This is a genomic window from Tropicibacter alexandrii, assembly GCF_003667315.2.
Lineage (GTDB): Bacteria > Pseudomonadota > Alphaproteobacteria > Rhodobacterales > Rhodobacteraceae > Tropicibacter > Tropicibacter alexandrii.
The window spans coordinates 161,874-188,100 of record NZ_RCTZ02000002.1 but is presented as its reverse complement, the minus strand read 5'-3'; the positions used below and the strand labels follow the sequence as shown (position 1 = coordinate 188,100).

Sequence of the window (26,227 nt, the reverse complement as noted above, 5' to 3'; positions counted from 1 at the left end):
CTCATCCGCCCCACGCACCGGATCATGGCCCCAAAGCCTGAACCTGCTGCTTAGCGACTCACGTTGGGCCGGAATGGGAAAACATGTGGCGGGATTGTGATATCTATCTCTAATCCCACACATACGCGGCCCAAGGGTGCCGCGCGGCGTGACAGGACGGCCCCGGTTCCGCCGTGCAACAGCCGCCACGCACGCAAAAGGGCGCCCCGCGGGACGCCCTTTCGAAAATGCTGTGTTGCGGTTGCCTTATGCGGGCAGCGCGCCTTTCGCCTGATCGACGATGGCAGCGAAGGCCTCGGGCTCGTGCACGGCGAGATCGGCCAGAACCTTACGGTCGACTTCGATACCGGCCAGGTTCAGGCCGTTGATGAAGCGCGAATAGGTCAGCGATTCGTCATGCGCACGAACAGCCGCGTTGATCCGCTGGATCCACAGCGCGCGGAAGTTGCGCTTGCGGTTCTTGCGGTCGCGGGTTGCGTACTGGTTGGCCTTGTCGACGGCCTGTGCGGCCACCTTGAAGGTGTTCTTGCGACGGCCATAGTAGCCCTTGGCTGCCTTGATGACCTTCTTGTGACGCGCGTGGGTGACGGTTCCGCCTTTGACTCGGGACATATCTGTATCTCCTCTTAGCGGTCGTAGGGCATGTAGCCCTTGACGATCTTGGCGTCAGGGGCGGACAGCGTGGTGGTGCCGCGTGCGTCGCGGATGAATTTCTTGTGGCGCTTGATCATGCCGTGGCGCTTGCCAGCCTGACCTGCGATCACTTTGCCGGTGGCGCTGACTTTGAAGCGCTTCTTGGCGGACGATTTCGTCTTCATCTTGGGCATTTCGATCTCCTTTAGAAGCGCGACTCGGCATGCCGCTTGGGCCGGACGCGCGGTTTGAGGGGGCCGTGTAGGGGAGTTGCCCGGGTTTGGCAAGAGGTAGGATGGGTGATCACCCATCCCCCGTTCAGAATATCGCCCGCGCGATGACGCCATAAATGGCGTCGGGCAAGTCCGCCCACCCGTAGCCACCCGGCTTGGTGCCCAGCGCATAGACGATCATCCCGCCGCCCCAGACCAGAACGATGGCCGCCGCCCGTGGCGGACGCCCGTCCGACCACGCCGACACGATCGCCGGGATGGACAGGGCCAGGAAAACCAGCCCCACCACGAGGATCAGATCAGGTTCCATGCGCTCCCCTTTCGGGAAAAAGCCTATTCCGGATCGGTGGAATAGATCAAACGCTCGTCACAAGGTGCGACGCGCAGGATGTTCGTGGTGCCGGGCTGGTTGAAGGGCACGCCGGCGGTCACGACGATCTGGTCGTTCTCGTCGGCATAGCCCTCGGAGCGCGCCGCGCGCGCCGCATTGACCACCGCCTGCTTGAAGCGTTCCAGCTCGCCGGTCATCACGCATTGGGTGCCCCAATGCAGCGACAGGCGGCGTGCGGCGCCGCGCGACGAGGTCATGGCGATGATCGGCACGCGCGGGCGTTCGCGCGCGACCAGCGCGGCGGTGGTGCCCGACGAGGTGAAACAGCAGATCGTCTTGATGTCCGTCGTCTCGGCGATCTCGCGCGCGGCGGCGACGATGCCATCGGCGATGGTGGTCCGCTGGGCGGTGCGCGAGGCCTCGATGATCGAGGTATAGGTCGGGTCGCTTTCGACCTCGATCGCCACGTTGTTCATCGTGGTGACCGCCTCGATCGGGTAATCGCCTGCGGCCGATTCGGCGGACAGCATGACCGCGTCGGTGCCCTCGTAGATGGCGGTGGCCACGTCCGAGACCTCGGCCCGGGTCGGCATCGGCGACTCGATCATCGATTCGAGCATCTGGGTCGCGACGATCACCGGCTTGGCCGCCGCGCGCGACTTGCGCACGAGGCGTTTCTGGATCGGCGGCACGTTCTGGACAGGCAGTTCCACGCCCAGGTCGCCACGCGCGACCATGATCCCGTCAGAGACCGCAAGGATCGAATCGAAGGCTTTGACCGCCGCCGGTTTCTCGATCTTCGACAGGATGGCGGCACGCCCGCCCGCCAGTTGACGAGCTTCCTCGACATCCTCGGGCCGCTGCACGAAAGACAGCGCCAGCCAGTCGACCCCCAGCGCGCAGACGAATTCCAGATCCTTGCGGTCCTTCTCCGACAGCGCCGCCACGGGCAGCACCACGTCGGGCACGTTGACGCCCTTGCGGTTCGAAATCGTGCCGCCGGTCACGACCGTGCAATTGGCGAAATCGTCGCCGCATTCCTCGACCCGCAAGCGGATCTTGCCATCATTGACGAGCAGCGATGTGCCCACTTCGAGCGCGGCAAAGATCTCGGGATGCGGCAGTTGCACGCGCTTGTGCGTGCCCGGCTCGTCGCTGAGGTCGAGGCGGAAGGTCTCGCCCCATTCCAGTTCCTCGCTGTCATTGGCAAAGACGCCGACGCGCAGTTTCGGCCCCTGAAGGTCCGCGAGGATGGCGATGGGACTGTCAAGGTCCTTTTCCACCTGGCGGATCATGCGGTGACGCTCGGCAATCTCGGGGTGGCTGCCATGCGACATGTTCAGGCGAAAGACGTCGGCCCCGGCCTCGTGCAGCTTGCGGATCATCTCGTAGGTGTTGGAGGCCGGGCCAAGTGTGGCCACGATTTTCGTCTTGCGGTCGCGTTTCATGTCGGGTGCCTCGTTTCTGGGCGGAATTACGGAAGGTAGGATGGGTTCGAACCCATCCTACTTTGGGTCAACGCCACCGGACAGGTCGAATTCTCCGGCGGATGTTATCGCTAACGTCGCTCGCGTTATGACGCATTTGCCGCGCCTGCGCAACGTCGCTATACCCAACGTGACAGAGATGACGCGACCATGACATATTCCCCATACCACATCGAAGGCGAAACCCGCAAAGCGCGGTTTCTGATAACCTGCGACCACGCCACCAACACCGTCCCGGAGGATCTCGGCGGCACGCTTGGCTTGCCCGATGCCGACATGGCCCGCCATATCGCCTATGATGTCGGCGCGCTGGGTGTGGCCCGCGCACTGGCCGAGGCGCTGGACGCGCCGCTGGTCTGGTCGGACTTTTCGCGGCTCGTCATCGACCCGAACCGCGGCGAGGACGACCCCACCCTGCTGATGAAGCTCTATGACGGGTCGATCATTCCCGGCAACCGCAACGCCGGTGCCGAAGAGCGCGAGCGCCGCCTCGACGCCTATCACCGCCCCTACCATGCGGCGCTGGAACGGCTGGCGGCGCGGCACGACGATACGGTTCTCGTCTCGATCCACTCCTTTACGCGACAATTGCGCGGGCGCCCCACCCGTCCGTGGCATGTCGGTGTCCTGCACGCCTGGGATGCGCGGCTGTCCGATCCGCTGATCGCGCTTCTGGACGCCGAGCCGGACATCACCGTCGGCCGGAACGAGCCCTATCCCGGCCACCTGCCCGGCGACGCGATCGACCGCCACGCCTTGCGCCATGGCCGCAACAACACACTTATCGAGATACGCAACGACCTGATCGCGGACGCGCCATCGCAGGCGCATTGGGGCGAAAGGCTCGCCCCGATGCTGGAGCAGGCGCTGGCCCGGGTCGCCGATTGACTGACAAGGAGAGACAAGATGGACGATCAAACCCGCCTGGAAATCGAGGCCGCCGCCTTTCGCCGCCTGCGCCAGCACCTGATGGAAGACCGCGCGGACGTGCAGAATATCGACCTTATGAACATGGCCGGGTTCTGCCGCAACTGCCTGTCGCGCTGGTATCAGGAGGCCGCCAATGAACGCGGCGTCGAGATGTCCAAGGACGAAGCGCGCGAGATCTATTACGGCATGCCCTATGACGACTGGAAGGCGCAGAACCAAGCCGAGGCCAGCCCAGAGAAACAGGCCGCCTTCGAGGTTGCGTTCAAGGAAAACGTCACCGACAAGTCGTGAGGTCAATTCCGGCGCAAGGCGCTTCGAAGCGCCTTGACCCACACGTCTTCGAAGACGTGTATAAGCGCTTTGCAAAGCGCTTGATCCAAGGCCCTTCGAAGGGCCTTGCCCGCCCAGACCTCAGCGCCGCGCCATGTAGGCCAGCCGGACAAAGGCCCGCTCGACCAGCGCCTCGGCCGGTGCCTTCTGACCGGCGGAGCGCAAGGTCAGGTCGGTCTCCATGAAGACCCCCAGCGCGTCTTCCAGCCGCGTCACCGACCAGCCCTGCGCCTGCCGCAACATCCGGTCGCGGCGCGGCCCGAACAGCGGCGGGCGCACCCGCTGGATGCCCTGAGACGGGCCACCCTGCGCCGAGGCAATCGCGTATAGCACCCGGAAATGCCGCGCGCCCATGATCAGCAGCGTGACCGGCGTCACCCCCTGCGCGCTCAGCCGGGCCATGACCGGCGCGATCTCTGCCGTGCGCCCTTCGGCCAGCACATGGAAGATCTCGTCGATCTCCGCCTCGACCGAGGCGGGCGCGTTCAACTCCACCTCATCCGGCGTCAGCGGCGCATCATCACCCAGTTTGTACAGCGCGACCTTCTCCAGCGTCTGGCGAAAATCCCCCGGCGTCAGGGCGCGGGCCAGTTCCTCCAGCGCGCCCATCGCCTCGCGGTCGATCTGCCCCAGACCGGCGCGCTTCAGTTCAGTCTCGATCTCGGCCCGGCCCATCGGTTCGTTGAACAACGCCCCGGCGGCGGCATTGGGGGCGGCTTCGAACAGCTTGCGCAGGGCCGAGGTCTTTTTCAGCGCACCCGCCGTCACCACGATCTGTGCATCCCCCGGGCGCCAGTCCTTCAGCGCCGCGCCAAAGGCCTTGGCGGTCGCGTCGCCCGCCTCTTCGACCAGCACCGCGCGCGGCCCGGGAAAGAAGCCCACCGCCTTGACCGCATCCAGCAATTGCGCCGGATCGCTGCGCAGATCCGCACCGGGAATGCGCGTCAGGCGCATTTCCGATTCGCCTTCGGGACCGACAATGTTGGCCACCAGTTCCTGCCGCTTGAGCGCAACGCGCATCGTGTCCTCGCCATACAGCAGGATACCCGCCACCCCGGCATCGGGGCGCGCGCAAAAGCCGTTCACATCGCGGACAGAGAATTTCACCGGGCCGCCTGAGCCAGCCGGTCGGCGTTCAGCAACAGCCGGTCGACGGTCTGATCCGCAAGGATCACCATCAGCCGCGCCCCGGCATCGCGTTCCGCCGCCAAGGTGGCCGCGGTGTTGCCGGTCGTCGAATAGCCGGTGAACGCAGTGATCGTTTCCCGCAGCACCGGCTCTCCTGTTGCAATCAGGGTCAGGGCCACATCCGCCGTGCCGTCGACACGAAACCGTGTCGTCGACCCGGCCGAGGTCGAGCCCATGCCAACCTGCTTGACCGACAGGTTCACCGCCATCTCATAGGTCGGCGACGTTGAACGCCCCAGACGTTCCTCAAAACGCTGGTTGAACCGGTAGGCGCCCGGGCCATCGGGCGCGCGCAGGCGGATCGCGCCTTGCAAGGCCGTCCCGGCCCCCTCCGGCCCGTAGACCGGGGTAAACCCGCAGCCGCCAAGGGCTGCGAGGCTCACGAGAAAGGTTCGTCGGTCAGACAACCACATTGACGATACGCCCCGGCACCACGATCAGCTTCTTCGGCGTGCCGCCGTCCAAAGCCTTGACCACAGCATCATGCGCAAGGACCAGCTTTTCAACCTCTTCCTTGGGCATGTCCTTGGGCACCTCGATCTCGCCGCGGCGCTTGCCGTTGACCTGTATGGGCAGGGTCACCGAATCCTCGACCAGCATCGCCTCGTCGGCCTTCGGCCACGGTGCATCCGCGATCAGCCCCTCGCCGCCCAGCAGTTGCCAGATTTCCTCGGACAGGTGCGGGGTCATGGGCGACATCAGCTGCGCGAGCGTCTTGGCCGCGAATGTCTTGGCCTCCTTGCCCGCGCGCGATTTCGAGAGGGTGTTGGTGAAGCCATAGAGCTTGGCAATCGCCGCATTGAAGCCAAAGGATTCGACGCCCATCGTCACATCGTGGATGGTCTTGTGCGTCTCTTTCAGCAGCGCCTCGTCTTCTTTCGTCGAGGGCGCGTCTCCGGCGGCGATTTCCGCTGCGATGCGGTAGACGCGGCCAAGATGCTTATTGGCCGCCTCGGCGCCCGAGGCCGTCCATTCCACGTCGCGCTCGGGCGGCGAGTCGGACAGCACGAACCAGCGCGCCGTGTCCGCACCATAGGTCGAGATTATCGCCATCGGGTCGACGACATTGTTCTTCGACTTCGACATCTTCGCCGACGGAACGACCTCAACTTCGTCTCCAGCCTTTAGCTGGGTTTCAACGTCATCGTTGACCAGATATGCTTTGCCTTCCCGTACGGCTATTTCCTCAGGATAATAGTATCTGTAAGTCGTCAAGTGGGCTGGCGCCCCATCAATATCATCAATTCTCTTCAAATAAGAACGACGATAGATCGCGTGCGTCACCATGCCCTGCGTGAACAGCGCGTTGAACGGCTCCTTGGCGGACTCGGGCAGGTGCCCCGTCTCGATCATCCCCCGCGCGAAGAAGCGCGAGTAGAGCAGGTGCAGGATCGCGTGTTCGATGCCGCCGATGTACTGATCGACATTCATCCAGTATTCGGCCTCGGACAGGTCCGTCGGTGTCGTGGCGCGCGGCGCGGTGAAGCGGGCAAAGTACCACGACGAATCGACAAACGTGTCCATCGTGTCGGTTTCGCGCTTGGCGGGCTTGCCACAGGACGGGCATTCGCAATCGCGCCAGTTGGGGTGGCGGTCCAGCGGGTTGCCGGGAATGGAAAAGTCGATCGGCTTGCCCGCCTCGTCATAAGGCAGCTGGATCGGCAGGTTTTCCTTCTTCTCCGGCACGACGCCGCAGGTGTCGCAATGCACGACTGGGATCGGGCAGCCCCAGTAACGCTGGCGCGACAGGCCCCAGTCGCGCAGGCGGAACTTGGTCACGCCTTGGCCCACGCCATTCTTCTCGCAGAAATCGATGGCCGCCTCGATCGCGGCCTCGCCTGTCGCGGCCTCGTCCCAGTTGAAGGGTTTGAGCCAGCGCACGGTTTCCTGCTTGGGCGGGACATAGGCCGGGCCACCGTCCTCGGGCAGGATGAAGGTCCCCTCTTCGCCCATCGCCGGGGCAAATGTCGAGACCACGGGCAGATCGTACTTGCGTGCGAAATCGAGGTCGCGCTGGTCATGGGCCGGGCAGCCAAAGATCGCGCCGGTGCCGTAATCCATCAGGATGAAATTCGCCACATAGACCGGCAATTCCCAAGCGGTGTCAAAGGGATGACGGACGCGCAGCCCGGTGTCGAAACCCTTCTTCTCGGCCTTTTCCATGGCCTCTTCGGTGGTCGCCATCTTGCGGCATTCGGCGGTGAAGGCCGCGAGGTCCGCATTGTCCTTCTCCAGCTGTTTGGCCAGCGGGTGATCCGGGGAAATGCCGACGAAGGACGCCCCCATCAGCGTGTCGGGGCGGGTGGTGTAGACCTCGATCCGGTCGAAACCTTCGGGCGCGTCGATGGTGCTGAAGGCGAATTGCAGCCCGCGCGAGCGGCCGATCCAGTTGGCCTGCATCGTCTTGACCTTGGCGGGCCAGTTATCCAGCGTGTCGAGCGCATCGAGCAGCTCGCCCGACTTGTCGGAGATCTTGAAGAACCACTGGGTCAGTTCCTTGCGCTCGACCGGCGCGCCAGAACGCCAGCCGCAGCCGTCGATGACCTGCTCATTGGCCAGAACAGTCATGTCTACTGGATCCCAGTTGACCATGGCGTTCTTGCGGTAGACCAGCCCTTTTTCAAGGAAATCAAGGAACAAGGCCTGCTGCTGGCCGTAATATTCCGGATCGCAGGTGGCGAACATGCGCGACCAGTCAAGGCCGAAGCCCAAGGGCTTCATCTGGCCGACCATCGTGTCGATGTTGCCGTAGGTCCAGTCCTTCGGGTGGCCCCCGCTCGCCATCGCCGCGTTTTCCGCAGGCATCCCGAAGGCGTCGAAGCCCATCGGATGCAGGACGTTGAAGCCGTTCTGCTTCTTATACCGCGCGATCACGTCGCCCATCGTGTAGTTGCGCACGTGCCCGATATGGATGCGGCCCGAGGGATAGGGGAACATCTCGAGCACGTAATACTTGGGCTTGTCGCCTTCGCGCGTGGCCTTGAAGGTCAGCGCCTCTTCCCAGGCGGCTTGCCATTTCGGTTCGATCGAAGCGGGGTCGTAGCGGGACATCCGGGTTTCCTTAGGAGAACGGCAGGTTTGGGCTGGGTGATAGGGGTTTGGCGCGCAATGGTCCAGAGCAAGGCGTCACGCGACGGGCTGGGCGGGGCAAGGCGCTTCGAAGCGCCTTGAGCCAGACCACCTCGACGCTGCGCGTCCAAGCGCTTTCGAAAGCGCTTGTTCAAGGCCCTTCGAAGGGCCTTGGACGGCGCTTTGATCGAACCGGCGCTTCGTCTGCCGGAATTGCGGGACATCGCATTCTTGGAAGCCCGCGCAAGCCGTGTCATAGCTTGCGCAAAGCAATTTCCACGAGGCCCGCATCCCATGAAGATCCTGTTGATCCACCAGAATTTCCCCGGCCAGTACAAACACCTGGCTCCGGCCCTGGTGGCACAGGGGCACGAGGTCATAGCCCTGACCTGCAAGGTCAAGGAACCGCAGACATGGAAAGGCGTGAAGATCATCCCCTACGCCATACAGGGCAACTCGACCAAGAACATCCACCCGTGGCTCGCGGATTTCGAAACCAAGATCATCCGCGCGACGTCCTGTTACCGAGGGGCCAAGGCCCTGCGCGAACAGGGGTTCATTCCGGACGTGATCTGCGCGCATCACGGCTGGGGCGAGTCGATGTTCCTCAAGGACATCTGGCCCGAGGCCCGGCTGGGCCTGTATTGCGAACTGTATCACCTGACCAGCAAGCCCTTTCTTGATTTCGACCCGGAATTCCCGTCGAAAAGCCCCGAAGCGGATCGGCTGCGCATCCGGATGAAGAACCTCAACAACCGCCTGCACGAAGAGGTCATGGATGCGGGCATTTCGCCGACGCAATTCCAGGCCTCGACCTTCCCCGCGCACTGGCAGGACCGGATCACCGTTGCCCATGACGGCATCGACACCGAACTGGTCCGACCGAACCCCGCCGCACAGCTCAAGATCAGCGACGACCTGACCCTGACGCGCGATGACGAGGTCATCACCTTCATCAACCGCAATCTCGAACCCTATCGCGGCTATCACATCTTCATGCGGGCCCTGCCCGAGATCCTCAAACGCCGCAAGAACGCACATGTGGTGCTGCTGGGCGGGGACGAGGTATCCTACGGGGCAAAGCCCCCCGCTGGCCAAAGCTGGAAGCAGATCTTCATCGACGAAGTGCGCGGGCGCATCCCGACGCCGCACTGGAACCGGGTGCATTTTCTGGGCCGCGTGCCCTATGACCGGTTCCTCGCGATGATGCAGGTGTCCACGGCGCATGTGTACCTGACCTATCCGTTCGTCCTGTCATGGTCGCTGCTCGAGGCGATGAGCGCCGGTTGCGCGATCCTCGCGTCAGGCACCGAACCGGTGCGCGAGGTCATGACCGAGGACGAGAATGGCTGGATGGTCGACTTCTTCGACAAGGAGGCGCTGGTCGAACGGCTGGATGCCTTGCTGAACGATCCCGCGACGCGCGCGCGAATGGGTGCGAACGCGCGCAGCTTCGTGCAGGAAAACTATGATCTGCAAGGGGTTTGCCTGCCGCAGCATATCGACTGGGTGAACCGTCTTGCCGCGTTGGACCCGCGCCCGGTCCGCGACTGACCCCCATCATGCCAAAAGAAAAGCCGGGCCAATCGGTCCGGCTTTGTCGTTCCTGCCTGTCGTACTTTGGCTTACAGGCGGCTGTCCTGTGCGCGCAACTGGCGGGCGCGGGTCAGGATCGCGTCCTCGATCGCGCGGACGGTGGAGGCCGAGGCCGGACCCGAACGCGTCATCAGCGCCACATTCAGCGACCGGGCGTCCAGCGCCGGGTCGGTCACGTAGATCGTCGCGCGATAGGCCCGACCGCCGCCCGGAGGCGTGCCGTAGCCCGTGGTGATCACGCCGGTGAACGGGTCGACATTCTGCACCGGCAGAAAATCGAGGACATCCAGCGAGGCGTTCCAGATATACTTGTTGACCGCGCCCAGCTTGCCCTGATCCTCGCGCGCCTTGAAGAAATCCCAGATCGTGCCGCGGGTGGACCGCTTCCTGCCCTGCTGGCGATCCAGATCCGCAAGGATTTCCTCCACCGGCGGGGTCTGAACCGGTTCGCGATTGCCGCGTGTGCCAAAGGCTCCGCAGCCCGCCTGGACAAGCAAGGCGGCGCCGAGGCCCATCGCCAGAAGGATTCGCGACATGCGCATGACAGTTTCTCCCACCAGGATCCGTTCCTGACTGCATACAAGTGCAAGCCATTGGCGGCAAGACGTTGATGAATCAGGCCCCGCCCAAAGCCGAAAACTGCGGCCTCGGGCACGCGCACGGGCACGCGACTCTAATGTGTCGATGCACAGCACGCGTCTGGCGCGCCGGTCGACGCAGCCCGGTCACATGTCCCGCAAATCGTCGAAGCCACGGGAAATCGGCGGTTTTCTGCGCGTTTTGACGGTTTCGAAGCCGCCGGGACAAAGGCTTGTGGCAATATCGCATCACTGAGGGGCTTGTTGCGGGGTGTTCTTTTGATCGGGTTGCAAAACGACCCCCCCAAAGCGCATAGAAACGTCATCAAGGTCGGGCAACCCGGCTTGGTACGTGCCTTTGAACACATGAGGGAAACAATGAAAAAGATCCTGTTCGCGACCACTGCTCTGGTTGCAACCGCGGGCGCAGCATCGGCAGAAATCGCTCTGACCGGCTCCGCTGAAATCGGTATCCTTGGCGGCGGAATGTACGGTGATGTCACCCAGTTCCACACCGACATCGACGTCACCTTCACCATGACCGGCGAAGCAGACAACGGCCTGACCTTCGGTGCCAAAGTCGACCTCGACGAAAACGGCGCATTCGGCAACACCACCCAGGGCGGCGAAACCTACTTCGTTGCTTACGGCGGCGCACGCCTCGACATGGGCGACGTTGACGGTGCATTCGACGCAGCAATGACCGAAGTCAACGTTGCAGCTGGCTCGATCGACGACAGCGAAACCGCGCACTGGGGTTTCAACGGCAACGCCGGCCTCGACGGTTCGTATGACGGTCAGATCGCAACCTTCTCGTACACCGCTTCGGGCTTCTCCGGCTACCTGTCGACTGAAATCGACGATGCAGGCGTGTTCGATCCGGTTTGGGGCCTTGGCTTCAAATACTCCGGCGATCTGGGCGGCACCGCTCTGACCGTTGGCATCGGCTACCAGTCCGGCGACCAGGCTGCAGCAAACGCGTCGGCCGCTCTCGGCTTCGCGGCAGCTCTGGCTTACGTGCCCGCACCGGGTGAGTCCGCAGGCGTGACGCTGAACAACACGGTTGCAGCGTACGAAACCGCTTCGGCTCTGCTGACCGGTTCCGGCCCGCTGCGCTCGGAAGTCATGGGTGTCTCGGTCAAAGCCGACATGGCAAACGGCCTGTCCTTCGCTCTGAACTACTCGGAAGCGAAGTACGCAGACATTGCACCGCTGGACGAGACCGAAAGCCACTGGGGCATCGGCTTGGGCTACACCCAGAACGCACTGGCGATCGGCGTGAACTACGGTGAGTACGACGACCGCTACGGGATCGACGGCCTGCAGGACAAGGGCTACGGCCTGGCAGTTGCTTATGACCTGGGCGGCGGTCTGGCCGCACAGCTGGGCTACGGCCACTCCGAGCTGTCGTCCGGTGGCGTGTCTTTCGACACCGACAGCTACTCGCTGGGTCTGGCAATGTCCTTCTAAGGACACCAGCCTTACGGCAAAGAGAGAGCGGGCCTTGTGCCCGCTCTTTTCTTTTTCAGGCGGTGGGGTTACGCCTGAGCGCATGTTGACCCTGTCCCCCCATCAAAAGGCCGCACTGGCCGCGCAGGCCCGGCGCCAGATCGCCGAAGGACGCCTGACCGAGGCGCGCAGCACCTTTGCGCAGCTGGCCTTGGCGGAACCGGGCAACCCGGAAATTCCCCTGCACCTGTCACGCCTCGATTATGAATTGGGCGACGTGGCGGCCTGCCTCACCCATCTCGACCGCGCCACCACACTTGCCGGGGCGGAACCGGCCCTGTGGCTGACCGCCGCCGGGCGCTACCGCGCGCTTGGCCGGACCGGGCAGGCGATTGCGGCCTATGAGACAGCCGCGAAACTGTCCCCGAAGGAGATCCGCCCGCAGGCGGACCTCGCGCATTACCTGCAGGCGCTGGGGCGCTTCGACGAGGCAGAGGCGCTGTTTCGCAAGCTGATCCGGAAACACCCGGCGCAGACCGAACTGTATCGCATGTTCCTCGGCACGAAAAAGCTGAAGGCGGGCGACCCCATGATTCGCCAGATGCAGAAACTCTGGGCCGAACCGCGCCTGAACGAACCGGGGCGGATGCATCTGGGGTTCGCGCTGGCCAAGGCGATGGAGGACAGCGGCGCGCGGGACAAGGTCTTTGGATACCTGAACAAGGCGAACGCCTTGCAGGCCAAGGCCGCGCCCTTTGACCGCGCTGCGCGCCGCGCCGAGGTCGATGCCTTCCTTGCCGCGCAGGATGGCGATCTGTCCCCCCTGCCCGGCGACATGGCGCTGCGCCCGGTCTTTGTCTGCGGCATGCCCCGGTCGGGCACGACGCTGGTCGAGCAGATCATTGCCCGTCATTCGCAGGCCTCCGCCGGGGGCGAGATGGGCCACGCGCTGCGGCTGGCGGCGCGCAGCTTTGGGTTTCAGCCAGTGGACAGCCTGTCCCCCGAGGCCCTGCGGGACTGGTCCGGGCAGGTCCAGACGCTTGCGGCGCGCGATTGCGGGCGGGCGCAGGGCGTGGTCACCGACAAGTCGATCCAGAGCTTCCTGATCTTCGGACTGATCCACCGCGCCATGCCCGGCGCGCGGCTGATCGTCGTGCATCGCGACCCGCGCGACGTGGCGCTGTCGATCTACAAGAACTTCTTTGCGCCGGGCACGCACCGCTATGCCAATGCGCTGGCGGACATCGCCTTTGCGATCAAGGAATTCCGCCGCTGCGTGGCCCATTGGAAGGACCGCCTGCCCGGCGTCATCCACGAAATCCGCTACGAGGACCTCGTCTCGGATCAGGCAAGGCATGCGCGCGCTTTGGTGGCGGCTGCGGGTCTGGACTGGGAGGACGCCTGCCTTGACAGCCACAACGTGGCCGGGGCGGTGCAGACCCTGTCGCTGGCCCAGGTCCGCCAGCCGATCCATGCAGGCCGCAAGGCCGCATGGAAAGCCTATGAAACCGAATTGCAGCCTTTCATCGACGCTTGGGGAGACGAGCCATGGGATTGAGTGACATCCGCAACCGCATGGAAAAGGCCTGCGCCGAGGCCGGGCGCGACCCGGCCGGGGTGGACTTGATCGCGGTCAGCAAGGTGCAGCCGAACGACCGCGTCGAAGCCGTGCTGGAACAGGGCCACCGGGTCTTTGGCGAGAACCGCGTGCAGGAGGCGGCGGGCAAGTGGCCGGATTTCAAGGCGCGCTTCGATGGTGTGTCGGTTCACCTGATCGGGCCGTTGCAAAGCAACAAGGCGCGGCAGGCGATGGAGCTGTTCGACGCGATCCATTCGGTGGACCGGCCCAAGCTGGCGCAGGCGCTGGCGCGGTTGGCGCAGGAGTTGGGGCAATGCCCCGACCTGTTCATTCAGGTGAACACCGGCGAGGAGGCGCAAAAGGCCGGTGTTCTGCCAGCCGACGCCGACGGGTTCGTCGCGGAGTGCCGCGCGCTGGATTTGCCGGTGAAGGGGCTGATGTGCATCCCGCCGGTCGAGGAAACCCCGAGCCTGCATTTCGCGCTGTTGCGCAAGATCGCCGAGCGCAACGGCCTGTCTGGCCTGTCCATGGGGATGAGCGGCGATTTCGAAGAGGCAATCTCGCTGGGCGCGACCCATATCCGTGTCGGCTCCGCGATTTTCGGAGAGCGCGTTCCCGGCTAGGCGCAAGGCCGGTCGAGGAGCCGTGCAAATGCCGTCCAAGGAATTTGCCCCGGTCCAGATTGCGGCGCCCGTGAGTCCAGACTAACCTTGTGCCATGGCGATCCTGGTCGAAACCTTTCACCTCGCGCCCTCGGCGCAAGGCACGCTTCAGGCGCGCATCCAGCAGATGGTGGCCGAGGGCATCCTGTCCGGGCGCTTTCGCCGGGGCGAAAAGCTGCCCTCGACCCGACGTCTTGCGACCCATCTGGGGGTCAGCCGCATCACGGTCACGCTGGCCTACACGGAATTGCAGGCCAATGACTACCTGACCTCGCGCGGGCGCTCGGGCTATTTCGTCAGCGACAACGCGCCGGAACCGCCGGATTTCGGCCCGCTCGCCCCGCGCGTCGACACCGTCGACTGGTCCAGCGCGCTGGCGCGGCGGTTCGCCGGGAAGGCCGCGCTTGGCATGGGCAAGCCCAGCGACTGGGCCTCTTACAGGTTTCCGTTCATCTACGGGCAGGCCGATGCGACCCTGTTCGATCACGCCAATTGGCGGCTCTGCGCCATGAAGGCGCTCGGGGCCAAGGATTTCACCGCGCTCACGCAGGACCAGTTCGACGCCGATGACCCGGAGCTGGTCAGCTTCATCGCGCGTCACACCCTGCCCCGGCGCGGCATCATGGCCCGCCCCGACGAGATCCTGATCACCCTCGGTGCGCAGAACGCGCTTTGGCTGGCGGCGGAACTGCTCACGGTCAAACGCCCCGTCGCGATCGAGAATCCCTGCTACCCGGCCTTGCGCGCGCTTCTGGCGCAGGCGGGCGCCCGCGCCCATCCCGTTGCCGTCGACGAACACGGCCTGCCGCCCGACGCCATCCCCGACGGCACGCGCGTGATCTTTACCACGCCAAGCCATCAATGCCCGACATCGGCCACCCTGCCGCTAAGGCGTCGTCAGGCGCTGTTGGCGCGCGCGGCAGAGCTGGGCGCGGTCATCGTCGAGGACGATTACGAATTCGAGATGGCCTTCCTGCGCGCGCCCTCCCCCGCCTTGAAGAGTCTCGATGAGGACGGCCGCGTCGTCTATGTCGGCAGCTTTTCCAAGTCGCTGTTTCCGGGGCTGCGGCTGGGCTATCTGGTGGGATCCGCCGAATTCATCGCCGAGGCGCGGGCGCTACGCGCCTCGGTGCTGCGCCACCCGCCCGGCCACATCCAGCGCACCGCCGCCTATTTCCTGTCGCTCGGACATTACGACGCGCTGGTGCGGCGCATCGGGCGCGCCTTGGGCGAGCGGCGCGCGGTCATGGAAACCGCGCTGTCGCATTATGGGCTGGAGATCGCCGGCAAGGGCGCGCATGGCGGGTCATCCTTCTGGATGCAGGCGCCGGACGGGATCGACACCGCCGAACTGGCCCACAGCCTGCGCGCCGACAGCGTGCTGATCGAACCCGGCGCCCCGTTCTTTGCCGGGGAAAGCCCGCCTCGCACCCATTACCGGCTGGGCTACAGCTCGATCCCTTCCGAGCGTATCGACGAAGGCGTTGCGCGCATCGCGGCGGTGCTTGCACGTGCGGGCGCGGCGGGCTAATCGGGGCCCATGCGCATCGTCAGAGACTACCAGTTTACCCGACCCGAAGATCGCGGCGCCTGCGCCGCCATCGGCAATTTCGACGGCGTCCATCTGGGCCATCAGGCGGTGATCCGTCTGGCACGGGAGGTCGCCCCGAACGCGCCCTTGGGCGTCATGACGTTCGAGCCGCATCCGCGCGAATATTTCGCCCCCGATGCGCCGTCCTTTCGCCTGATGAGCGCCGAGGCCCGGGCCGCCCGGCTGGAGAAACTGGGCGTCGAGCGGCTGTACCAGCTGAACTTCAACACCTCGCTCGCCTCCCTCTCGCCGCGCGAATTCGCCGAAAAGGTGATCTGTCAGGGGCTTGGGCTGGTGCATGTGGTCGTCGGCGCGGATTTCTGCTTTGGCAAGGGGCGCGCCGGATCGGTGGCCGACCTTCAGGCTTTCGGCGCGGAAATGGGCTTTGGCGTGACGGTGACGGAGCTGCTGGAAACCGGCGGGATACAGGTCTCGTCGACCGCGATCCGCGAGGCGCTGGCCGATGGCCGCCCGCGCATCGCGGCCGAACAGCTGGGCCACTGGCACCGGATCGAGGGCGAAGTGATCGGCGGCGAACAGCGCGGTCGCGAGTTGGGATATCCGACGGCGAACATGTCGATCGACGGTCTCGCCCCCCCGAAATTCGGCGTCTACGCGGTGCTGGTCGATGTGCGCGACGGGCCGCACAAGGGCAGCTATCACGGCGCGGCCTCGGTGGGCGTGCGCCCGATGTTCAACGGCGAGGTCCCGAATATCGAAACCTTCCTGTTCGATTTCACCGGCGACCTCTACGGCGCAACGCTGTCGGTCGCACTGGTGGACTACCTGCGCCCCGAGCTGAAATTCGACAGCCTCGAAGCCCTGATCACCCAGATGGATGCCGATTGCGTCGATGCAAGGCGCATTCTGGCCGCGCTATGAGCGAGATCGACCGCCACGGGCTGACCGATCGGTTCTGGGAAAGAAAGCCGATGTCGAAACTGTCCCAGCGCGAATGGGAGGCGCTGTGCGACGGCTGCGGCAAATGCTGCCTGAACAAGCTCGAAGACGAGGAAACCGGCGAGGTCGCCCTGACCCGCGTGGCCTGCCGCCTGCTGGACGACGCGACCTGCCTGTGCGCGCAATACAAGATCCGCCATCAGTTCGTGCCGGAATGCATCGTGCTGAAGCCCTCGAATATCGAGGACAACCTGTATTGGATGCCCGAAACCTGCGCCTACAAGCTGCTGTGGAACGGCCAGCCCCTGTACGACTGGCACCCGTTGATTTCCGGCCATCCGGACAGTGTCCATGCGGCGGGGGTGTCGATGCAGGGCCACACCGTGCCGGAATTCGAGGTGGACGAGGACGACTGGGAAGACCACATCATCGAAGAGCCGACCTGAAGTAGGATGGGTGATCACCCATCCTACACAAACCTGCGCCAAGGGAGACCGCCATGCATTTCGCCTCCGACAATTCCGGCCCCGTCCACCCCAAGGTCATGGAGGCCCTGACCCGCGCCAATGACGGCTACGCGATGGGCTACGGCAACGATCCGCTGTCACAGGACGTGGCAAACCGGATCCGCACCCTGTTCGAAGCCCCCGACGCCGCCGTTTACCTCGTTCCCACGGGCACCGTCGCCAACACGCTGGCGCTGGCGATCCTGTGTCAGCCCTTCCAGACGATCTTCTGCTCGGAAAAGGCGCATATCCACGAGGACGAGTGCAACGCCCCCGAATTCTACACCGGTGGCGCAAAGCTGACTCTTGTCCGCCCCGGCGACCTGATGACCCCCGACACGCTGCGCGCCGCCATTGAGGGCGAGGGCAATCGTGGCGTGCATGGGCCCAAGCGCGGCCCCGTCTCGATCACCAATGTCACCGAGATGGGCAATGTCTACACCTTGGGCGAGATGACGGCGTTGTGTGCCGTGGCGCAGGATTACGGTCTGCCGGTACATTTCGACGGCGCGCGCTTTGCGCAGGCCTGTGTGGCGCTTGGCTGCAGCCCCGCCGAGATGAGCTGGAAGATCGGCGTCGACGTTGCCGTCTTTGGCGGCACCAAGAACGGCTGCATGGGCGTCGAGGCGGTGGTGATCTTCGATCCCGCCAAGGCGGAGGAATTCGAGTACCGCCGCAAGCGCGCCGGGCACCTCTTCTCGAAGCACCGCTACCTTGCCGCGCAGATGGATGCCTATCTGGCCGACGACTTGTGGCGCGACCTTGCCCGTGACGCCAATGCCAGCGCCGCGCGCCTGCGCGCCGGGCTGGAAGATTTGGGTCTGGAGATCGTCAACGACACACAGGCCAACATGATCTTCTTTCGCGCCCCGATGAAGGCGCATAAGGCCGCGAAGGCTGCAGGCGCGGCCTATCACTACATGGAACCGGACAATTTGCCGGACGAACAGCAGGTCATGGCGCGGCTGGTCTGCGACTGGTCCTGTTCGCAGGCCATGATCGACGATCTCTTGAACGTCCTGCGCGGCGCGCTCTGACCCTGCGCTTGGCGGGGCCTTGCCCCGCCGCCCCTCAGTTCATCTGGAAGTGAAGCTCGTAGGACCCGTCATTGAACTTCCCGAACAGGTCGGGAATGTCCGGATGTTCGACGGGTTCGCCCGAGTAATCCGCCACGAGGTTCTGCTCGGACACGTAAGCCACGTAGTAGCTCTGATCGTTTTCGGCCAACAGGTGATAGAACGGCTGATCCTTGACCGGCCGGCTCTCCTCGGGGATGGCGTCATACCATTCCTGCGTGTTCGCAAACTCTGGGTCGACATCGAAAACCACCCCCCGGAAGGGGTGCTTGCGATGGCGGACAACCTGACCCAGATGGTATTTCGCGCGCGTCTTCAGCATGTGATACACCTCGTCTTGCCAAGCTTTCCGCCGGTATTTTTTCAATTATGACCAAATTTCCCGGTTTTGGCCAGATTCTTGCCGGAAACACTCTGTGACGTGCAAACCAACAGTCCGTGTTGCCACTTTGGGCAGCGCCGCTCCGGTATCCGGGCGCGAAGCCGCCTGCGACTCGCCCGCACCAGCAAATGGGATTTTCACCGGCAGCGCAATCCGTTAAACTCCTGCCCAACAAAACCAACAAACGACGCGAGAGGCAAATGAGCAAGTACCTTCGCGCAATGGTGATCCTTCTTCTCGTTGCCTCCTGCGGGGGCGGCGGCGGGTCGGGCAAGGCACCGCGCAGTCTCGACAACGCCTGTTCGATCCTCGAACAGCGCCCCACCTATTTCCGCGCCTTCAAGACCGCCGAGCGCAAGTACGGCGTACCCGTGCATGTTCAGATGGCGACGATCTACCAAGAAAGCAAGTTCATCTCGGACGCCCGCACCCCGTTCCGCTACACGTTGGGCGTGATCCCGATGGGTCGCCAAAGCTCGGCCTTCGGGTATAGCCAAGCGCTGGACGGGACTTGGGACGAGTACCTGCAAGCGACCGGCAACCGCCGCGCCCGGCGGGACAACATCCGCGATGCGACGGATTTCATGGGCTGGTACATGAAACAGTCGGAACAGCAGCTTGGCATCCCGATGTGGGACGCGCGCAACCACTATCTGGCCTATCACGAAGGGCGCACCGGCTATCGCCGTGGCAGCTACAATGCCAAGGCTTGGCTGCTGCGCGTCTCTGCCGAGGTCGGAGAGCGCGCCATCCTGTACGACCAGCAACTGCGGCGCTGCCGCGCCGCGCGCTGATCACGCAAAGTAGGATGGGTGCACACCCATCCTACCCAAGCCTTTACCGGCGCAACTTGTCCAGTTCGGTATCGATGTAGAACATCGTGTTCGGCAGGCTTGCCCGTTCCAGACCGCCCAGAACGACCGTCGTCTGGTTGCCATCGCCATCGTTGATCACCCATTGCCGCAACTCCACCGGGTCGTCGGTGAATTTCAGCTGGATCGTTCCGTATTCCGGGCGCTTCGGGTCCTGCGCGGTCACTACGGTCGCGGTGCCGTCGTACCGATGCCCCTGCACCATCCCGGCCTGCGTCAGGTCGACATTGCGATCGAGGATGATCGACAGCGGGGTCTGGTTCAGCGGATAGGTCTCGGGATCGCCGCCCAGCTTGCGGTCGAGGATATAGACAGCCCCCGCGGAGGCCAGCACCAGCGCGCGTTCCGGCGGGTTGTAGTCGAACCGCACCTTGCCGGGGCGCTTGATCGCGATCGTCCCCGTCGAGATCGTCCCGTCGGCATTGATCTGGGTGAAGCCCCCCTGCGCCGCCTGGATCGAATTCAGATAGCGTGAGATTTCATTCAGCGACAACTCGTCCGCCGTGGCGGGCAGCGCCAGAACGGCGGCGGTGACGATGCTCAGAACCTTGCGGATCATATGTGTTCCTTCCTGCTCGGTTGCCCTGTATGTGGCACCTTGGCGCGCGTTATGCGATAGCACGCGGGTCGGCTGCTGATATCGTCGGCAAATCCCCACCGATCAAGGGGAAGAGTTCACCGGATCAACCCTTTGTGTCCCGGTTCCGATCCGGGCCACCTCCCATCCAAGACATAGGGCGTTTTTCTGGGGGCAGGATGCCTGTCCTGTTCCGAACGGCGTGGCATCCGCAACGAAAACGGGCGCCCGAAGGCGCCCGCTGGTCCGTTATGCCTGTTCCGGCACCAATATCTCGCGTTTGCCGACGTGGTTGGCGGGGCTGACGACGCCCTCGTCCTCCATCTGTTCGACCAGACGCGCGGCCTTGTTGTAGCCGATGCCCAGCTTGCGCTGGATATACGAGGTCGAGCATTTGCGGTCCTTGATGACGATGGCCACGGCCTGATCGAAAAGCGCATCCTCGCCATTGGTGTTGCCGCCGGTGTTCAGGCCCAGCACAGCGTCGATATTGTCGGCCTTCTCGTCATCCGGCCCCTGCACGACGCCGCCGACATATTCCGGCGGGCCAAAGGCCTTGAGGTGGTTGACGATTTCCTCGACTTCCATATCCGAGACAAACGGCCCGTGGCAGCGGGTGATCTTGGCCCCGCCCGCCATATACAGCATGTCGCCCTGCCCCAGCAGTTGCTCGGCGCCCATCTCGCCAAGGATCGTCCGCGAGTCGATCTTGGACGTGACCTGAAACGAAATCCGGGTGGGGAAGTTCGCCTTGATCGTGCCGGTGATGACGTCGACCGAGGGGCGCTGCGTCGCCATGATCAGGTGGATGCCGGAGGCCCGCGCCATCTGGGCCAGACGCTGGATGCAAGCCTCGATCTCCTTGCCCGCAACCATCATCAGGTCGGCCATCTCGTCGACGATGACGACGATATAGGGCATCTTCTTCGGTTCGATCTGTTCGGTCTCGAAGACCGGCTCGCCGGTTTCATCGTCAAAGCCGGTCTGCACCGTGCGCTCGAACATCTCGTTCTTCTTAAGCGCATCCTCGACGCGGGAGTTGTAACCGTCGATGTTGCGGACGCCCATCTTGGACATCTTGCGATAGCGGTCCTCCATCTCGCCCACGACCCATTTCAGCGCCACGACGGCCTTTTTCGGGTCGGTCACGACGGGGGACAGCAGGTGCGGGATGCCATCATAGACCGACAGTTCCAGCATCTTGGGGTCGATCATGATCAGGCGACATTCATCCGGCGTCAGCTTGTACAGCAAGCTCAGGATCATGGTGTTGATCGCCACGGACTTACCCGAGCCGGTGGTGCCCGCGATCAGCAGGTGCGGCATCTTGGCGAGGTTGGCGACCATGGGATCGCCACCGATATCCTTGCCCAGAACCAGCGGCAGGGCATGCTTGCCGTCGCCGTATTCACGGCTGGCGAGGATTTCGCGGAAGCAGACCATCTCTCGGTCGTTGTTGGGCAGTTCGATGCCAATGACCGAGCGGCCCGGCACGGTCGAGACACGCGCCGACAGCGCCTCCATCGACCGCGCGATATCATCGGCCAGACCGATGACGCGCGACGCCTTCAAGCCCGGCGCGGGTTCCAGTTCGTACATGGTGACGACCGGGCCGGGGCGCACGCTGACGATCTCGCCCTTGACCCCGTAATCGTCCAGCACGTTTTCCAGCATCCGCGCGTTTTCTTCGAGCGCCTCGTCGGAGAGGTGATGGCGTTCGATCTGGTCGGGCGACATCAACAGGCTGAGCGGCGGCAGTTCGTAATCCGCATGGCTGTCCTCGAACTTCAGCGAGGGCTGCGCCTCTGCCTGTGCCCGCTTGGACGGCGTCAGGGGCTTGCGGACGGGCTGCTGCACGACCTTCTTGGGTTCGGGGATCGGCACGCCACCGCGATGGATCGGCGGTGCGGGCGGCAGGTCGTCCTCGAACTCGGCGCTGTAATCGACCGCGGGTTCGACATAGGGCGCGCCCGCGTCGTAGTCGTCGCCGTAGTCGTCGAATTCCGTCAGTTCGGCATAGGCGTCCTCCTCGATCACCCGTTCCGGGCGCGACGGAATCGGCTGCGCCTGCGGTGCCGTCCAGTCGGCCACACGCTTTTCGACGGGCGCGGCGGGCGCCTCGGCCATTGTAGGCGTGGGTGCAGGCGCGGTCAGCGGTGGCTCGGGCGGCAGCGTGCGCTGCGCGGCGGTCAAGGGCGGTTCGGCCTTCATCGGCGGGCGCTGATGCGCGTTGAAGATCAGCGGCTTCGGCCCGTGGCCGCGCCCCTTCGTCAGGGGCTTCTCCGGGTCCGGCGCCTTGAAGGAAATGGTCGGCCCGGTGCCCACCGAGCGATGCGATTTCACGGCGCGCGCGATCTTGGCGCGGATGCGGTCCTCGCCCGGCATCTCGACCTCGTAATCCACCAGTTCCTCGACCAGTTCCGGTTCCGGCATGGGATCGGGGTCGACACGGCGGATCAACGACGGCATGCGCGACAGGAAGCCGCCGCGCTCGGGTTCGGGCGCTGGCTCCGGCTCGGGTGCGTAAGCCATGTCATAATCGGGGTCTTCGAACATCTGCGGCTCGACCGGCGGCGGGGCACGGCGCACGCGCGGGGCTGCGGGCATGGCGGGCGCGACATGGCCTTCGGGCACTTGGTACAGGGCAGCCTCGACGGCGCTGGCCGCGCGCTCTTCGCGACGGGCGGCCTGAGCGGCGCGGGCATTCTGCGCGGCCTGCAAGGCCGTGCCTGCGCCCAGCCCCAGCAGCCGGACGACCTGCGCATAGGTGACGATCAGCCCGACGATCAAAAAGCGCGCGATGGCGCGCAGCTCGGGCCGGGTGAACCCCAGAACAAAGGCCCCCATCGCCAATATCCCGACGCCCAGCAGCAATTGGGTGAATTTCAGCCCGAAGCCCAGCGGCAAGGGCAGCGCGGTCAGGAAACCGCCCATCATCATCTCACCGAACAGACCACCCAGTCCGATATCGTGGACCCAGTCGTCGCCCGGCGTCAGACCGGCCGCATAGACGGACGCCATCAGCACCCAGACCGGGACGAAGATCATGCACCACAAGGCGCGGTCCTCCTCGCGGTGGATGACCAACCGCACGCCCCAAGCAAGGAAGGCCACCGGGATCGCCCATGCGCCCAGCCCCACGATCATCAGCAGGAAGGCCGCGACAAAGGCCCCGGGCCGCCCCAGCCAGTTCTGCACCGGCGCGTCCGTGGCCGCGACCCAAGACGGGTCGGTCGGCGCATGGGACACGAGCGTTGCCGCCACCACGAGGCCCAGCACCATCAGTCCGATGCCCACCAGTTCCCGCCCGCGCTTTTCCAGCACCAGCGCCGTGTTCTGATCGAACAGGGGATCGCGCCCCCGTGCCTGATAAGATGCCATGCCTTGCCTCGTCTTCTTGTTATCCAAAGAGACAGTCCCTGATCAGTGTCAGGCCTGCTTTTGTTTCTTCTTTTGGCGCGACGATTGCCACGCGGATATAGTCCTTGCCCGGATTGGGGCCGTCCGTGTCCTTGCTCAGATATTCCCCCGGCAGCACGCGCACGCCGGTGTCTTTCCACAGTTTCAGCGTCGCCGCCTCGCCATCGGCGACCGGCAGCCAAAGGAACATGCCCGCCTGCGGCGGCGCATAGCCCGGAACGTGGCCGAGGATCTCGTCGGCCATGTCGTATTTCTCACGATAGAGCGCGCGGTTCTCGGTCACGTGCTGCTCGTCCGCCCACAGCGCCGCCGAGGCGTGCTGAAGCGGCATCGGGATCGGTGCCCCGGAATAGGCGCGCAGCTGCTTCATGCGCTTGATGCTTTCGGGACCGCCCGCGACGAAGCCCGAGCGCAGCCCCGGAAGGTTCGAGCGTTTCGACAGCGAATGGAAAGTCAGCACGCGTTCCGGATGCGCCCCCATCTTCTGCGCGATCTCCAGCGCGCCGGGAGGCGCGTCGTAGCGGTAGATCTCGCAATAGCATTCATCCGCAAGGATCTGGAAGTCATGCTTTTCCGCCAGCGCGATCAGGTCGCGCCAATAGGTTTCGTCCGCCATGACGCCTTGCGGGTTCGCGGGCGAGCAGATGTAGCACATGGTCGCGCGGGCCAGCACATCCTCGGGCAGGCTGGCGAAATCCGGCAGGTGGCCGGTGGCCTGCGTCGCGGGGGCAAAGACCGGCTCGGAGGCGGTCGAAATCGCCGCGATCATGTAGACCTGATAGAAAGGGTTCGGCATCAGGAAGACGGGCTTTTGCCCGTTCTTCTGCTCGGGGGCCAAGGCCATCCCGGCATTGTACAGCCCCTCACGTGTGCCGTTCAGCGTCATGATCTGGGTCTCCGCATCGACCGTCACGCCGTAGCGGCGCGTCAGCCAGTCGCGGATTGCACCCAGCAATTCGGGCGTGCCCTCGTTCTGCGGGTAGCGCCCGAAATCGGCGGCGCTGTCCGCAATGATTTGGGTGATCCAATCGGGGAAGGCGTGCTTGGGCTCGCCGATCGACATGTGACGCACCGGCCCACCCGGTTCATGCACGTCCAACAGGGCGCGCAAACGCGGGAACGCATAAGCCGGAAGGTTCGAGAACCGCTCGGGAAACATCTGTAAGGCTGCCTCAAAGTTGCGGGATCATGTGCGCCCCGCTTTTGGCGAAGGATACGGAATCAAAGGGGCCCCTGTCCAGAATCCCGATGGCACAGCCGCATGTTGTGGCCAGAATGTCGCATAAGCGCCATATCTGTGGATGGATCTGGGGAGGCTTCTGAGGGTACACGTGTATTTTCGCCATGACTTCCACCAAAACGGGACAAATGCTTAGAATAAGTTGCATTAAGATAAGTTAATTCGCGCTTAAAATCTCGCAGGTCATGGCAATGAAAAATGCCGCCCCGACGATGCGAAGCGGCATTCCTGACGTGATTTCAGTACTTAACGGCGCTTACTTCAAGCAAGCCTCCGCCGCAGCGCCAAGCCGCAGCAGATGCTCCTCGCCCATCGGTGTGCCGATGAACATCAGCCCGCAGGACGGCGTACCGGTCGGCAGGCTGAGCCCCGCGCCGCCGGTCAGGTTGCCGATGCGCGTGTTGCGCAGCGCCAACAGGTTCTCGGTCACGTAGTATTCGGGGTCGCTCATCAGGCGCGCGGCATCGGGCGGCAGGATCGGCGCCGTGGGCGCGATCACGGCATCAAGGCTTGCGGTGGCCTCGGCCCATCGCGCCCGCATCGCGTCCAGCCGGTGCCACGCGGCGATGTAGTCGGCGGCATTGGGCAGTTTCCCAGCCTCAAAGCGTTCGCGGATGCGCGGGAACATCGCATCGGGGTTGGCCTCGATCGTGCCGCGCCACGTCGCCCACGCCTCGGCGGTGTAAAGGATGGCCGCATCCCCCATCGCATCATGCAGCGGCGCAAAGTCCAGCGGGATCAGTTCGGCCCCGGCCTCTTGCAAGCGCTGGCACCCCTGCTCGAACGCCGCCCCCGGCACCTCGCGCAGATCGTCCAGCGCGATGGTCTGCAACACGCCCAAGCGCGCGCCCTTCAGCGACGCACCGCGCAGATCCGCGACCCGGCTGCCCTCCAGCGCCGACAGCATCAGCGCCGCATCCTCGACCGTGCGGCATAGCGGCCCGACCGTGTCGAACTTCGCCGCCAGCGGCACCACGCCCTCCAGCGACAAACGCCCCGAGGTGGTCTTGAGCCCGACAAGGTCATTCCACGCCGACGGGATGCGCACCGATCCGCCGGTATCCGACCCGACCGCCACGGGCGCAAGGCCGAACGCCACCGACGCCGCCGCCCCCGAAGACGACCCGCCCGGCACCGCAGCCGCATCATTCACGCAGGGCGGCGTTTGCGTGATCGGGTTCAGCCCCAGCCCGGAAAAGGCCAGTTCCGACATATGCGTCTTGCCCAGACAGACCAGCCCGTTCAGCGTCGCCGTCTGCAAGACCCGTGCATCGCGCGCGGGCACGCGCCCCTTCAACAGGTCCGATCCGGCGCAGGTTTCCACCCCCGCCGTGTCGAACAGGTCCTTCCAGCTGACCGGCACCCCGTCGAGCGGGTGCCGCCGCAACCCCAACCCCGCCCGGTCGCGCGCGGCCTTTGCCTCGGCCAGCGCCCGGTCGCGCGTCAGATGCTTGAAGATGCGCGGAGCATGCTCATGCGCCTCGGCCGCGTCCAGAAAGGCCGTGACCAGCTCCACCGGGTCGATCTCTCCTGCCTCTATCCCGCGCCCCAGATCGGCGGCCGTCATGCTGCTGTAGTCGCTCATGCCTGTCCCCTCT

Annotated in this window: 24 protein-coding genes; 11 read left to right on the top strand and 13 right to left on the bottom strand. The window is 64.5% G+C overall.

Annotation, left to right across the window (positions count from 1 at the left end; all coding sequences use genetic code 11):
• Positions 1-246 precede the first annotated feature (246 nt).
• The 4 genes from rplT to pyk all read right to left on the bottom strand — a co-directional run bounded on the left by rplT (position 247) and on the right by pyk (position 2,645).
• Positions 247-612, bottom strand: coding sequence for a 50S ribosomal protein L20 (gene rplT / locus D8Z78_RS03550; RefSeq protein WP_121629092.1), 366 nt, complete (start codon positions 610-612; stop codon positions 247-249).
• A 14-nt stretch (positions 613-626) separates the two neighbouring features.
• On the bottom strand, positions 627-827 hold the full coding sequence (gene rpmI, locus D8Z78_RS03545) for a 50S ribosomal protein L35 (protein WP_005855129.1): 201 nt from the start codon (positions 825-827) through the stop codon (positions 627-629).
• 124 nt (positions 828-951) lie between these two features.
• Positions 952-1,176: a hypothetical protein gene (locus D8Z78_RS03540; RefSeq protein ID WP_121629093.1), complete on the bottom strand. Its 225-nt coding sequence runs from the start codon at positions 1,174-1,176 to the stop codon at positions 952-954.
• Positions 1,177-1,199: 23 nt separating this feature from the next.
• Entirely contained in the window at positions 1,200-2,645 is a 1,446-nt protein-coding gene (pyk, locus tag D8Z78_RS03535; RefSeq protein WP_121629094.1) for a pyruvate kinase, read from the bottom strand.
• Between the two features lie 189 nt (positions 2,646-2,834).
• Between pyk and D8Z78_RS03530 the strand changes: the two genes are divergently transcribed.
• Together D8Z78_RS03530 and D8Z78_RS03525 are read left to right on the top strand one after the other, a co-directional pair.
• Entirely contained in the window at positions 2,835-3,572 is a 738-nt protein-coding gene (locus D8Z78_RS03530) for an N-formylglutamate amidohydrolase (RefSeq protein WP_121629095.1), read from the top strand.
• 18 nt (positions 3,573-3,590) lie between these two features.
• On the top strand, positions 3,591-3,905 hold the full coding sequence (locus D8Z78_RS03525) for a DUF1244 domain-containing protein (protein WP_121629096.1): 315 nt from the start codon (positions 3,591-3,593) through the stop codon (positions 3,903-3,905).
• Between the two features lie 120 nt (positions 3,906-4,025).
• On the opposite strand, the gene holA is transcribed toward D8Z78_RS03525, so the two are convergent.
• From holA to leuS, 3 genes are read right to left on the bottom strand one after another with little or no spacing between them, the layout of a single operon-like run.
• On the bottom strand, positions 4,026-5,051 hold the full coding sequence (holA, locus tag D8Z78_RS03520) for a DNA polymerase III subunit delta (protein ID WP_121629097.1): 1,026 nt from the start codon (positions 5,049-5,051) through the stop codon (positions 4,026-4,028).
• Entirely contained in the window at positions 5,048-5,515 is a 468-nt protein-coding gene (gene lptE, locus D8Z78_RS03515; RefSeq protein ID WP_240671973.1) for an LPS assembly lipoprotein LptE, read from the bottom strand. The genes holA and lptE overlap by 4 nt, the downstream gene beginning before the upstream one ends.
• A 16-nt stretch (positions 5,516-5,531) precedes the next feature.
• The gene (gene leuS / locus D8Z78_RS03510) at positions 5,532-8,183 is read right to left on the bottom strand and encodes a leucine--tRNA ligase (protein ID WP_121629099.1); all 2,652 of its coding nucleotides are present in this window, start codon (positions 8,181-8,183) and stop codon (positions 5,532-5,534) included.
• 312 nt (positions 8,184-8,495) lie between these two features.
• Here leuS and D8Z78_RS03505 point away from each other — a divergent pair, with 312 nt between their 5' ends.
• Positions 8,496-9,755 (top strand): glycosyltransferase, encoded by a 1,260-nt coding sequence (locus tag D8Z78_RS03505; protein WP_121629100.1) that lies wholly within the window; start codon positions 8,496-8,498, stop codon positions 9,753-9,755.
• A gap of 71 nt (positions 9,756-9,826) precedes the next feature.
• Here the strand turns inward: D8Z78_RS03505 and D8Z78_RS03500 are convergent, their stop codons facing one another.
• Positions 9,827-10,339, bottom strand: a complete 513-nt coding sequence (locus D8Z78_RS03500) for a DUF3576 domain-containing protein (protein WP_240671972.1) — start codon at positions 10,337-10,339, stop codon at positions 9,827-9,829.
• Positions 10,340-10,753: 414 nt separating this feature from the next.
• On the opposite strand from D8Z78_RS03500, the gene D8Z78_RS03495 reads away from it, so the two are divergent.
• The 7 genes from D8Z78_RS03495 to D8Z78_RS03465 all read left to right on the top strand — a co-directional run bounded on the left by D8Z78_RS03495 (position 10,754) and on the right by D8Z78_RS03465 (position 18,099).
• The gene (locus D8Z78_RS03495) at positions 10,754-11,845 is read left to right on the top strand and encodes a porin (protein WP_164932868.1); all 1,092 of its coding nucleotides are present in this window, start codon (positions 10,754-10,756) and stop codon (positions 11,843-11,845) included.
• An 82-nt stretch (positions 11,846-11,927) separates the two neighbouring features.
• Positions 11,928-13,382 carry a sulfotransferase family protein gene (locus D8Z78_RS03490; protein ID WP_121629102.1) on the top strand — a complete coding sequence of 485 codons (1,455 nt, stop codon included), beginning with the start codon at positions 11,928-11,930 and terminating at the stop codon, positions 13,380-13,382.
• On the top strand, positions 13,373-14,026 hold the full coding sequence (locus tag D8Z78_RS03485; protein WP_121629103.1) for a YggS family pyridoxal phosphate-dependent enzyme: 654 nt from the start codon (positions 13,373-13,375) through the stop codon (positions 14,024-14,026). Before D8Z78_RS03490 ends, D8Z78_RS03485 begins: the two co-directional genes overlap by 10 nt.
• A 94-nt stretch (positions 14,027-14,120) precedes the next feature.
• On the top strand, positions 14,121-15,596 hold the full coding sequence (gene pdxR, locus D8Z78_RS03480; protein WP_121629104.1) for a MocR-like pyridoxine biosynthesis transcription factor PdxR: 1,476 nt from the start codon (positions 14,121-14,123) through the stop codon (positions 15,594-15,596).
• Between the two features lie 9 nt (positions 15,597-15,605).
• A complete protein-coding gene (locus D8Z78_RS03475; protein WP_121629105.1) occupies positions 15,606-16,538 on the top strand; it encodes a bifunctional riboflavin kinase/FAD synthetase in 933 nt (310 codons plus the stop codon).
• Complete coding sequence (locus tag D8Z78_RS03470) at positions 16,535-17,002, top strand: YcgN family cysteine cluster protein (RefSeq protein WP_121629106.1); 468 nt, start codon at positions 16,535-16,537, stop codon at positions 17,000-17,002. Before D8Z78_RS03475 ends, D8Z78_RS03470 begins: the two co-directional genes overlap by 4 nt.
• Before the next feature lie 53 nt (positions 17,003-17,055).
• Positions 17,056-18,099 (top strand): threonine aldolase family protein, encoded by a 1,044-nt coding sequence (locus D8Z78_RS03465; protein WP_121629107.1) that lies wholly within the window; start codon positions 17,056-17,058, stop codon positions 18,097-18,099.
• A gap of 34 nt (positions 18,100-18,133) precedes the next feature.
• On the opposite strand, the gene hspQ is transcribed toward D8Z78_RS03465, so the two are convergent.
• A complete protein-coding gene (hspQ, locus tag D8Z78_RS03460; protein ID WP_121629108.1) occupies positions 18,134-18,460 on the bottom strand; it encodes a heat shock protein HspQ in 327 nt (108 codons plus the stop codon).
• Positions 18,461-18,720: 260 nt separating this feature from the next.
• Here hspQ and D8Z78_RS03455 point away from each other — a divergent pair, with 260 nt between their 5' ends.
• Positions 18,721-19,314 (top strand): transglycosylase SLT domain-containing protein, encoded by a 594-nt coding sequence (locus D8Z78_RS03455; RefSeq protein WP_121629109.1) that lies wholly within the window; start codon positions 18,721-18,723, stop codon positions 19,312-19,314.
• A gap of 43 nt (positions 19,315-19,357) precedes the next feature.
• Here D8Z78_RS03455 and D8Z78_RS03450 read toward each other — a convergent pair whose 3' ends face one another.
• From D8Z78_RS03450 to D8Z78_RS03435, 4 genes are all read right to left on the bottom strand, one after another.
• Positions 19,358-19,951, bottom strand: a complete 594-nt coding sequence (locus tag D8Z78_RS03450) for a LolA family protein (RefSeq protein WP_121629110.1) — start codon at positions 19,949-19,951, stop codon at positions 19,358-19,360.
• Between the two features lie 267 nt (positions 19,952-20,218).
• Positions 20,219-23,350 (bottom strand): DNA translocase FtsK, encoded by a 3,132-nt coding sequence (locus D8Z78_RS03445; protein ID WP_121629111.1) that lies wholly within the window; start codon positions 23,348-23,350, stop codon positions 20,219-20,221.
• A 19-nt stretch (positions 23,351-23,369) separates the two neighbouring features.
• A complete protein-coding gene (locus D8Z78_RS03440; protein WP_121629112.1) occupies positions 23,370-24,548 on the bottom strand; it encodes an aminotransferase class I/II-fold pyridoxal phosphate-dependent enzyme in 1,179 nt (392 codons plus the stop codon).
• Positions 24,549-24,885: 337 nt separating this feature from the next.
• On the bottom strand, positions 24,886-26,214 hold the full coding sequence (locus D8Z78_RS03435) for an amidase (RefSeq protein ID WP_121629113.1): 1,329 nt from the start codon (positions 26,212-26,214) through the stop codon (positions 24,886-24,888).
• Positions 26,215-26,227 lie beyond the last annotated feature (13 nt).

Bases quoted from the DNA above. Each gene is read 5' to 3' on its own strand.
- pdxR (WP_121629104.1), top strand. From the start codon at position 14,121: ATGGCGATCCTGGTCGAAACCTTTCACCTCGCGCCCTCGGCGCAAGGC.
- D8Z78_RS03530 (WP_121629095.1), top strand. From the start codon at position 2,835: ATGACATATTCCCCATACCACATCGAAGGCGAAACCCGCAAAGCGCGG.
- D8Z78_RS03440 (WP_121629112.1), bottom strand. From the start codon at position 24,548: ATGTTTCCCGAGCGGTTCTCGAACCTTCCGGCTTATGCGTTCCCGCGT.
- rplT (WP_121629092.1), bottom strand. From the start codon at position 612: ATGTCCCGAGTCAAAGGCGGAACCGTCACCCACGCGCGTCACAAGAAG.
- D8Z78_RS03450 (WP_121629110.1), bottom strand. From the start codon at position 19,951: ATGATCCGCAAGGTTCTGAGCATCGTCACCGCCGCCGTTCTGGCGCTG.
- leuS (WP_121629099.1), bottom strand. From the start codon at position 8,183: ATGTCCCGCTACGACCCCGCTTCGATCGAACCGAAATGGCAAGCCGCC.
- pyk (WP_121629094.1), bottom strand. From the start codon at position 2,645: ATGAAACGCGACCGCAAGACGAAAATCGTGGCCACACTTGGCCCGGCC.
- D8Z78_RS03470 (WP_121629106.1), top strand. From the start codon at position 16,535: ATGAGCGAGATCGACCGCCACGGGCTGACCGATCGGTTCTGGGAAAGA.
- D8Z78_RS03445 (WP_121629111.1), bottom strand. From the start codon at position 23,350: ATGGCATCTTATCAGGCACGGGGGCGCGATCCCCTGTTCGATCAGAAC.
- D8Z78_RS03490 (WP_121629102.1), top strand. From the start codon at position 11,928: ATGTTGACCCTGTCCCCCCATCAAAAGGCCGCACTGGCCGCGCAGGCC.
- D8Z78_RS03525 (WP_121629096.1), top strand. From the start codon at position 3,591: ATGGACGATCAAACCCGCCTGGAAATCGAGGCCGCCGCCTTTCGCCGC.
- D8Z78_RS03455 (WP_121629109.1), top strand. From the start codon at position 18,721: ATGAGCAAGTACCTTCGCGCAATGGTGATCCTTCTTCTCGTTGCCTCC.
- D8Z78_RS03505 (WP_121629100.1), top strand. From the start codon at position 8,496: ATGAAGATCCTGTTGATCCACCAGAATTTCCCCGGCCAGTACAAACAC.
- D8Z78_RS03465 (WP_121629107.1), top strand. From the start codon at position 17,056: ATGCATTTCGCCTCCGACAATTCCGGCCCCGTCCACCCCAAGGTCATG.
- hspQ (WP_121629108.1), bottom strand. From the start codon at position 18,460: ATGCTGAAGACGCGCGCGAAATACCATCTGGGTCAGGTTGTCCGCCAT.
- rpmI (WP_005855129.1), bottom strand. From the start codon at position 827: ATGCCCAAGATGAAGACGAAATCGTCCGCCAAGAAGCGCTTCAAAGTC.
- D8Z78_RS03485 (WP_121629103.1), top strand. From the start codon at position 13,373: ATGGGATTGAGTGACATCCGCAACCGCATGGAAAAGGCCTGCGCCGAG.
- D8Z78_RS03475 (WP_121629105.1), top strand. From the start codon at position 15,606: ATGCGCATCGTCAGAGACTACCAGTTTACCCGACCCGAAGATCGCGGC.
- D8Z78_RS03495 (WP_164932868.1), top strand. From the start codon at position 10,754: ATGAAAAAGATCCTGTTCGCGACCACTGCTCTGGTTGCAACCGCGGGC.
- D8Z78_RS03500 (WP_240671972.1), bottom strand. From the start codon at position 10,339: ATGCGCATGTCGCGAATCCTTCTGGCGATGGGCCTCGGCGCCGCCTTG.
- D8Z78_RS03435 (WP_121629113.1), bottom strand. From the start codon at position 26,214: ATGAGCGACTACAGCAGCATGACGGCCGCCGATCTGGGGCGCGGGATA.
- D8Z78_RS03540 (WP_121629093.1), bottom strand. From the start codon at position 1,176: ATGGAACCTGATCTGATCCTCGTGGTGGGGCTGGTTTTCCTGGCCCTG.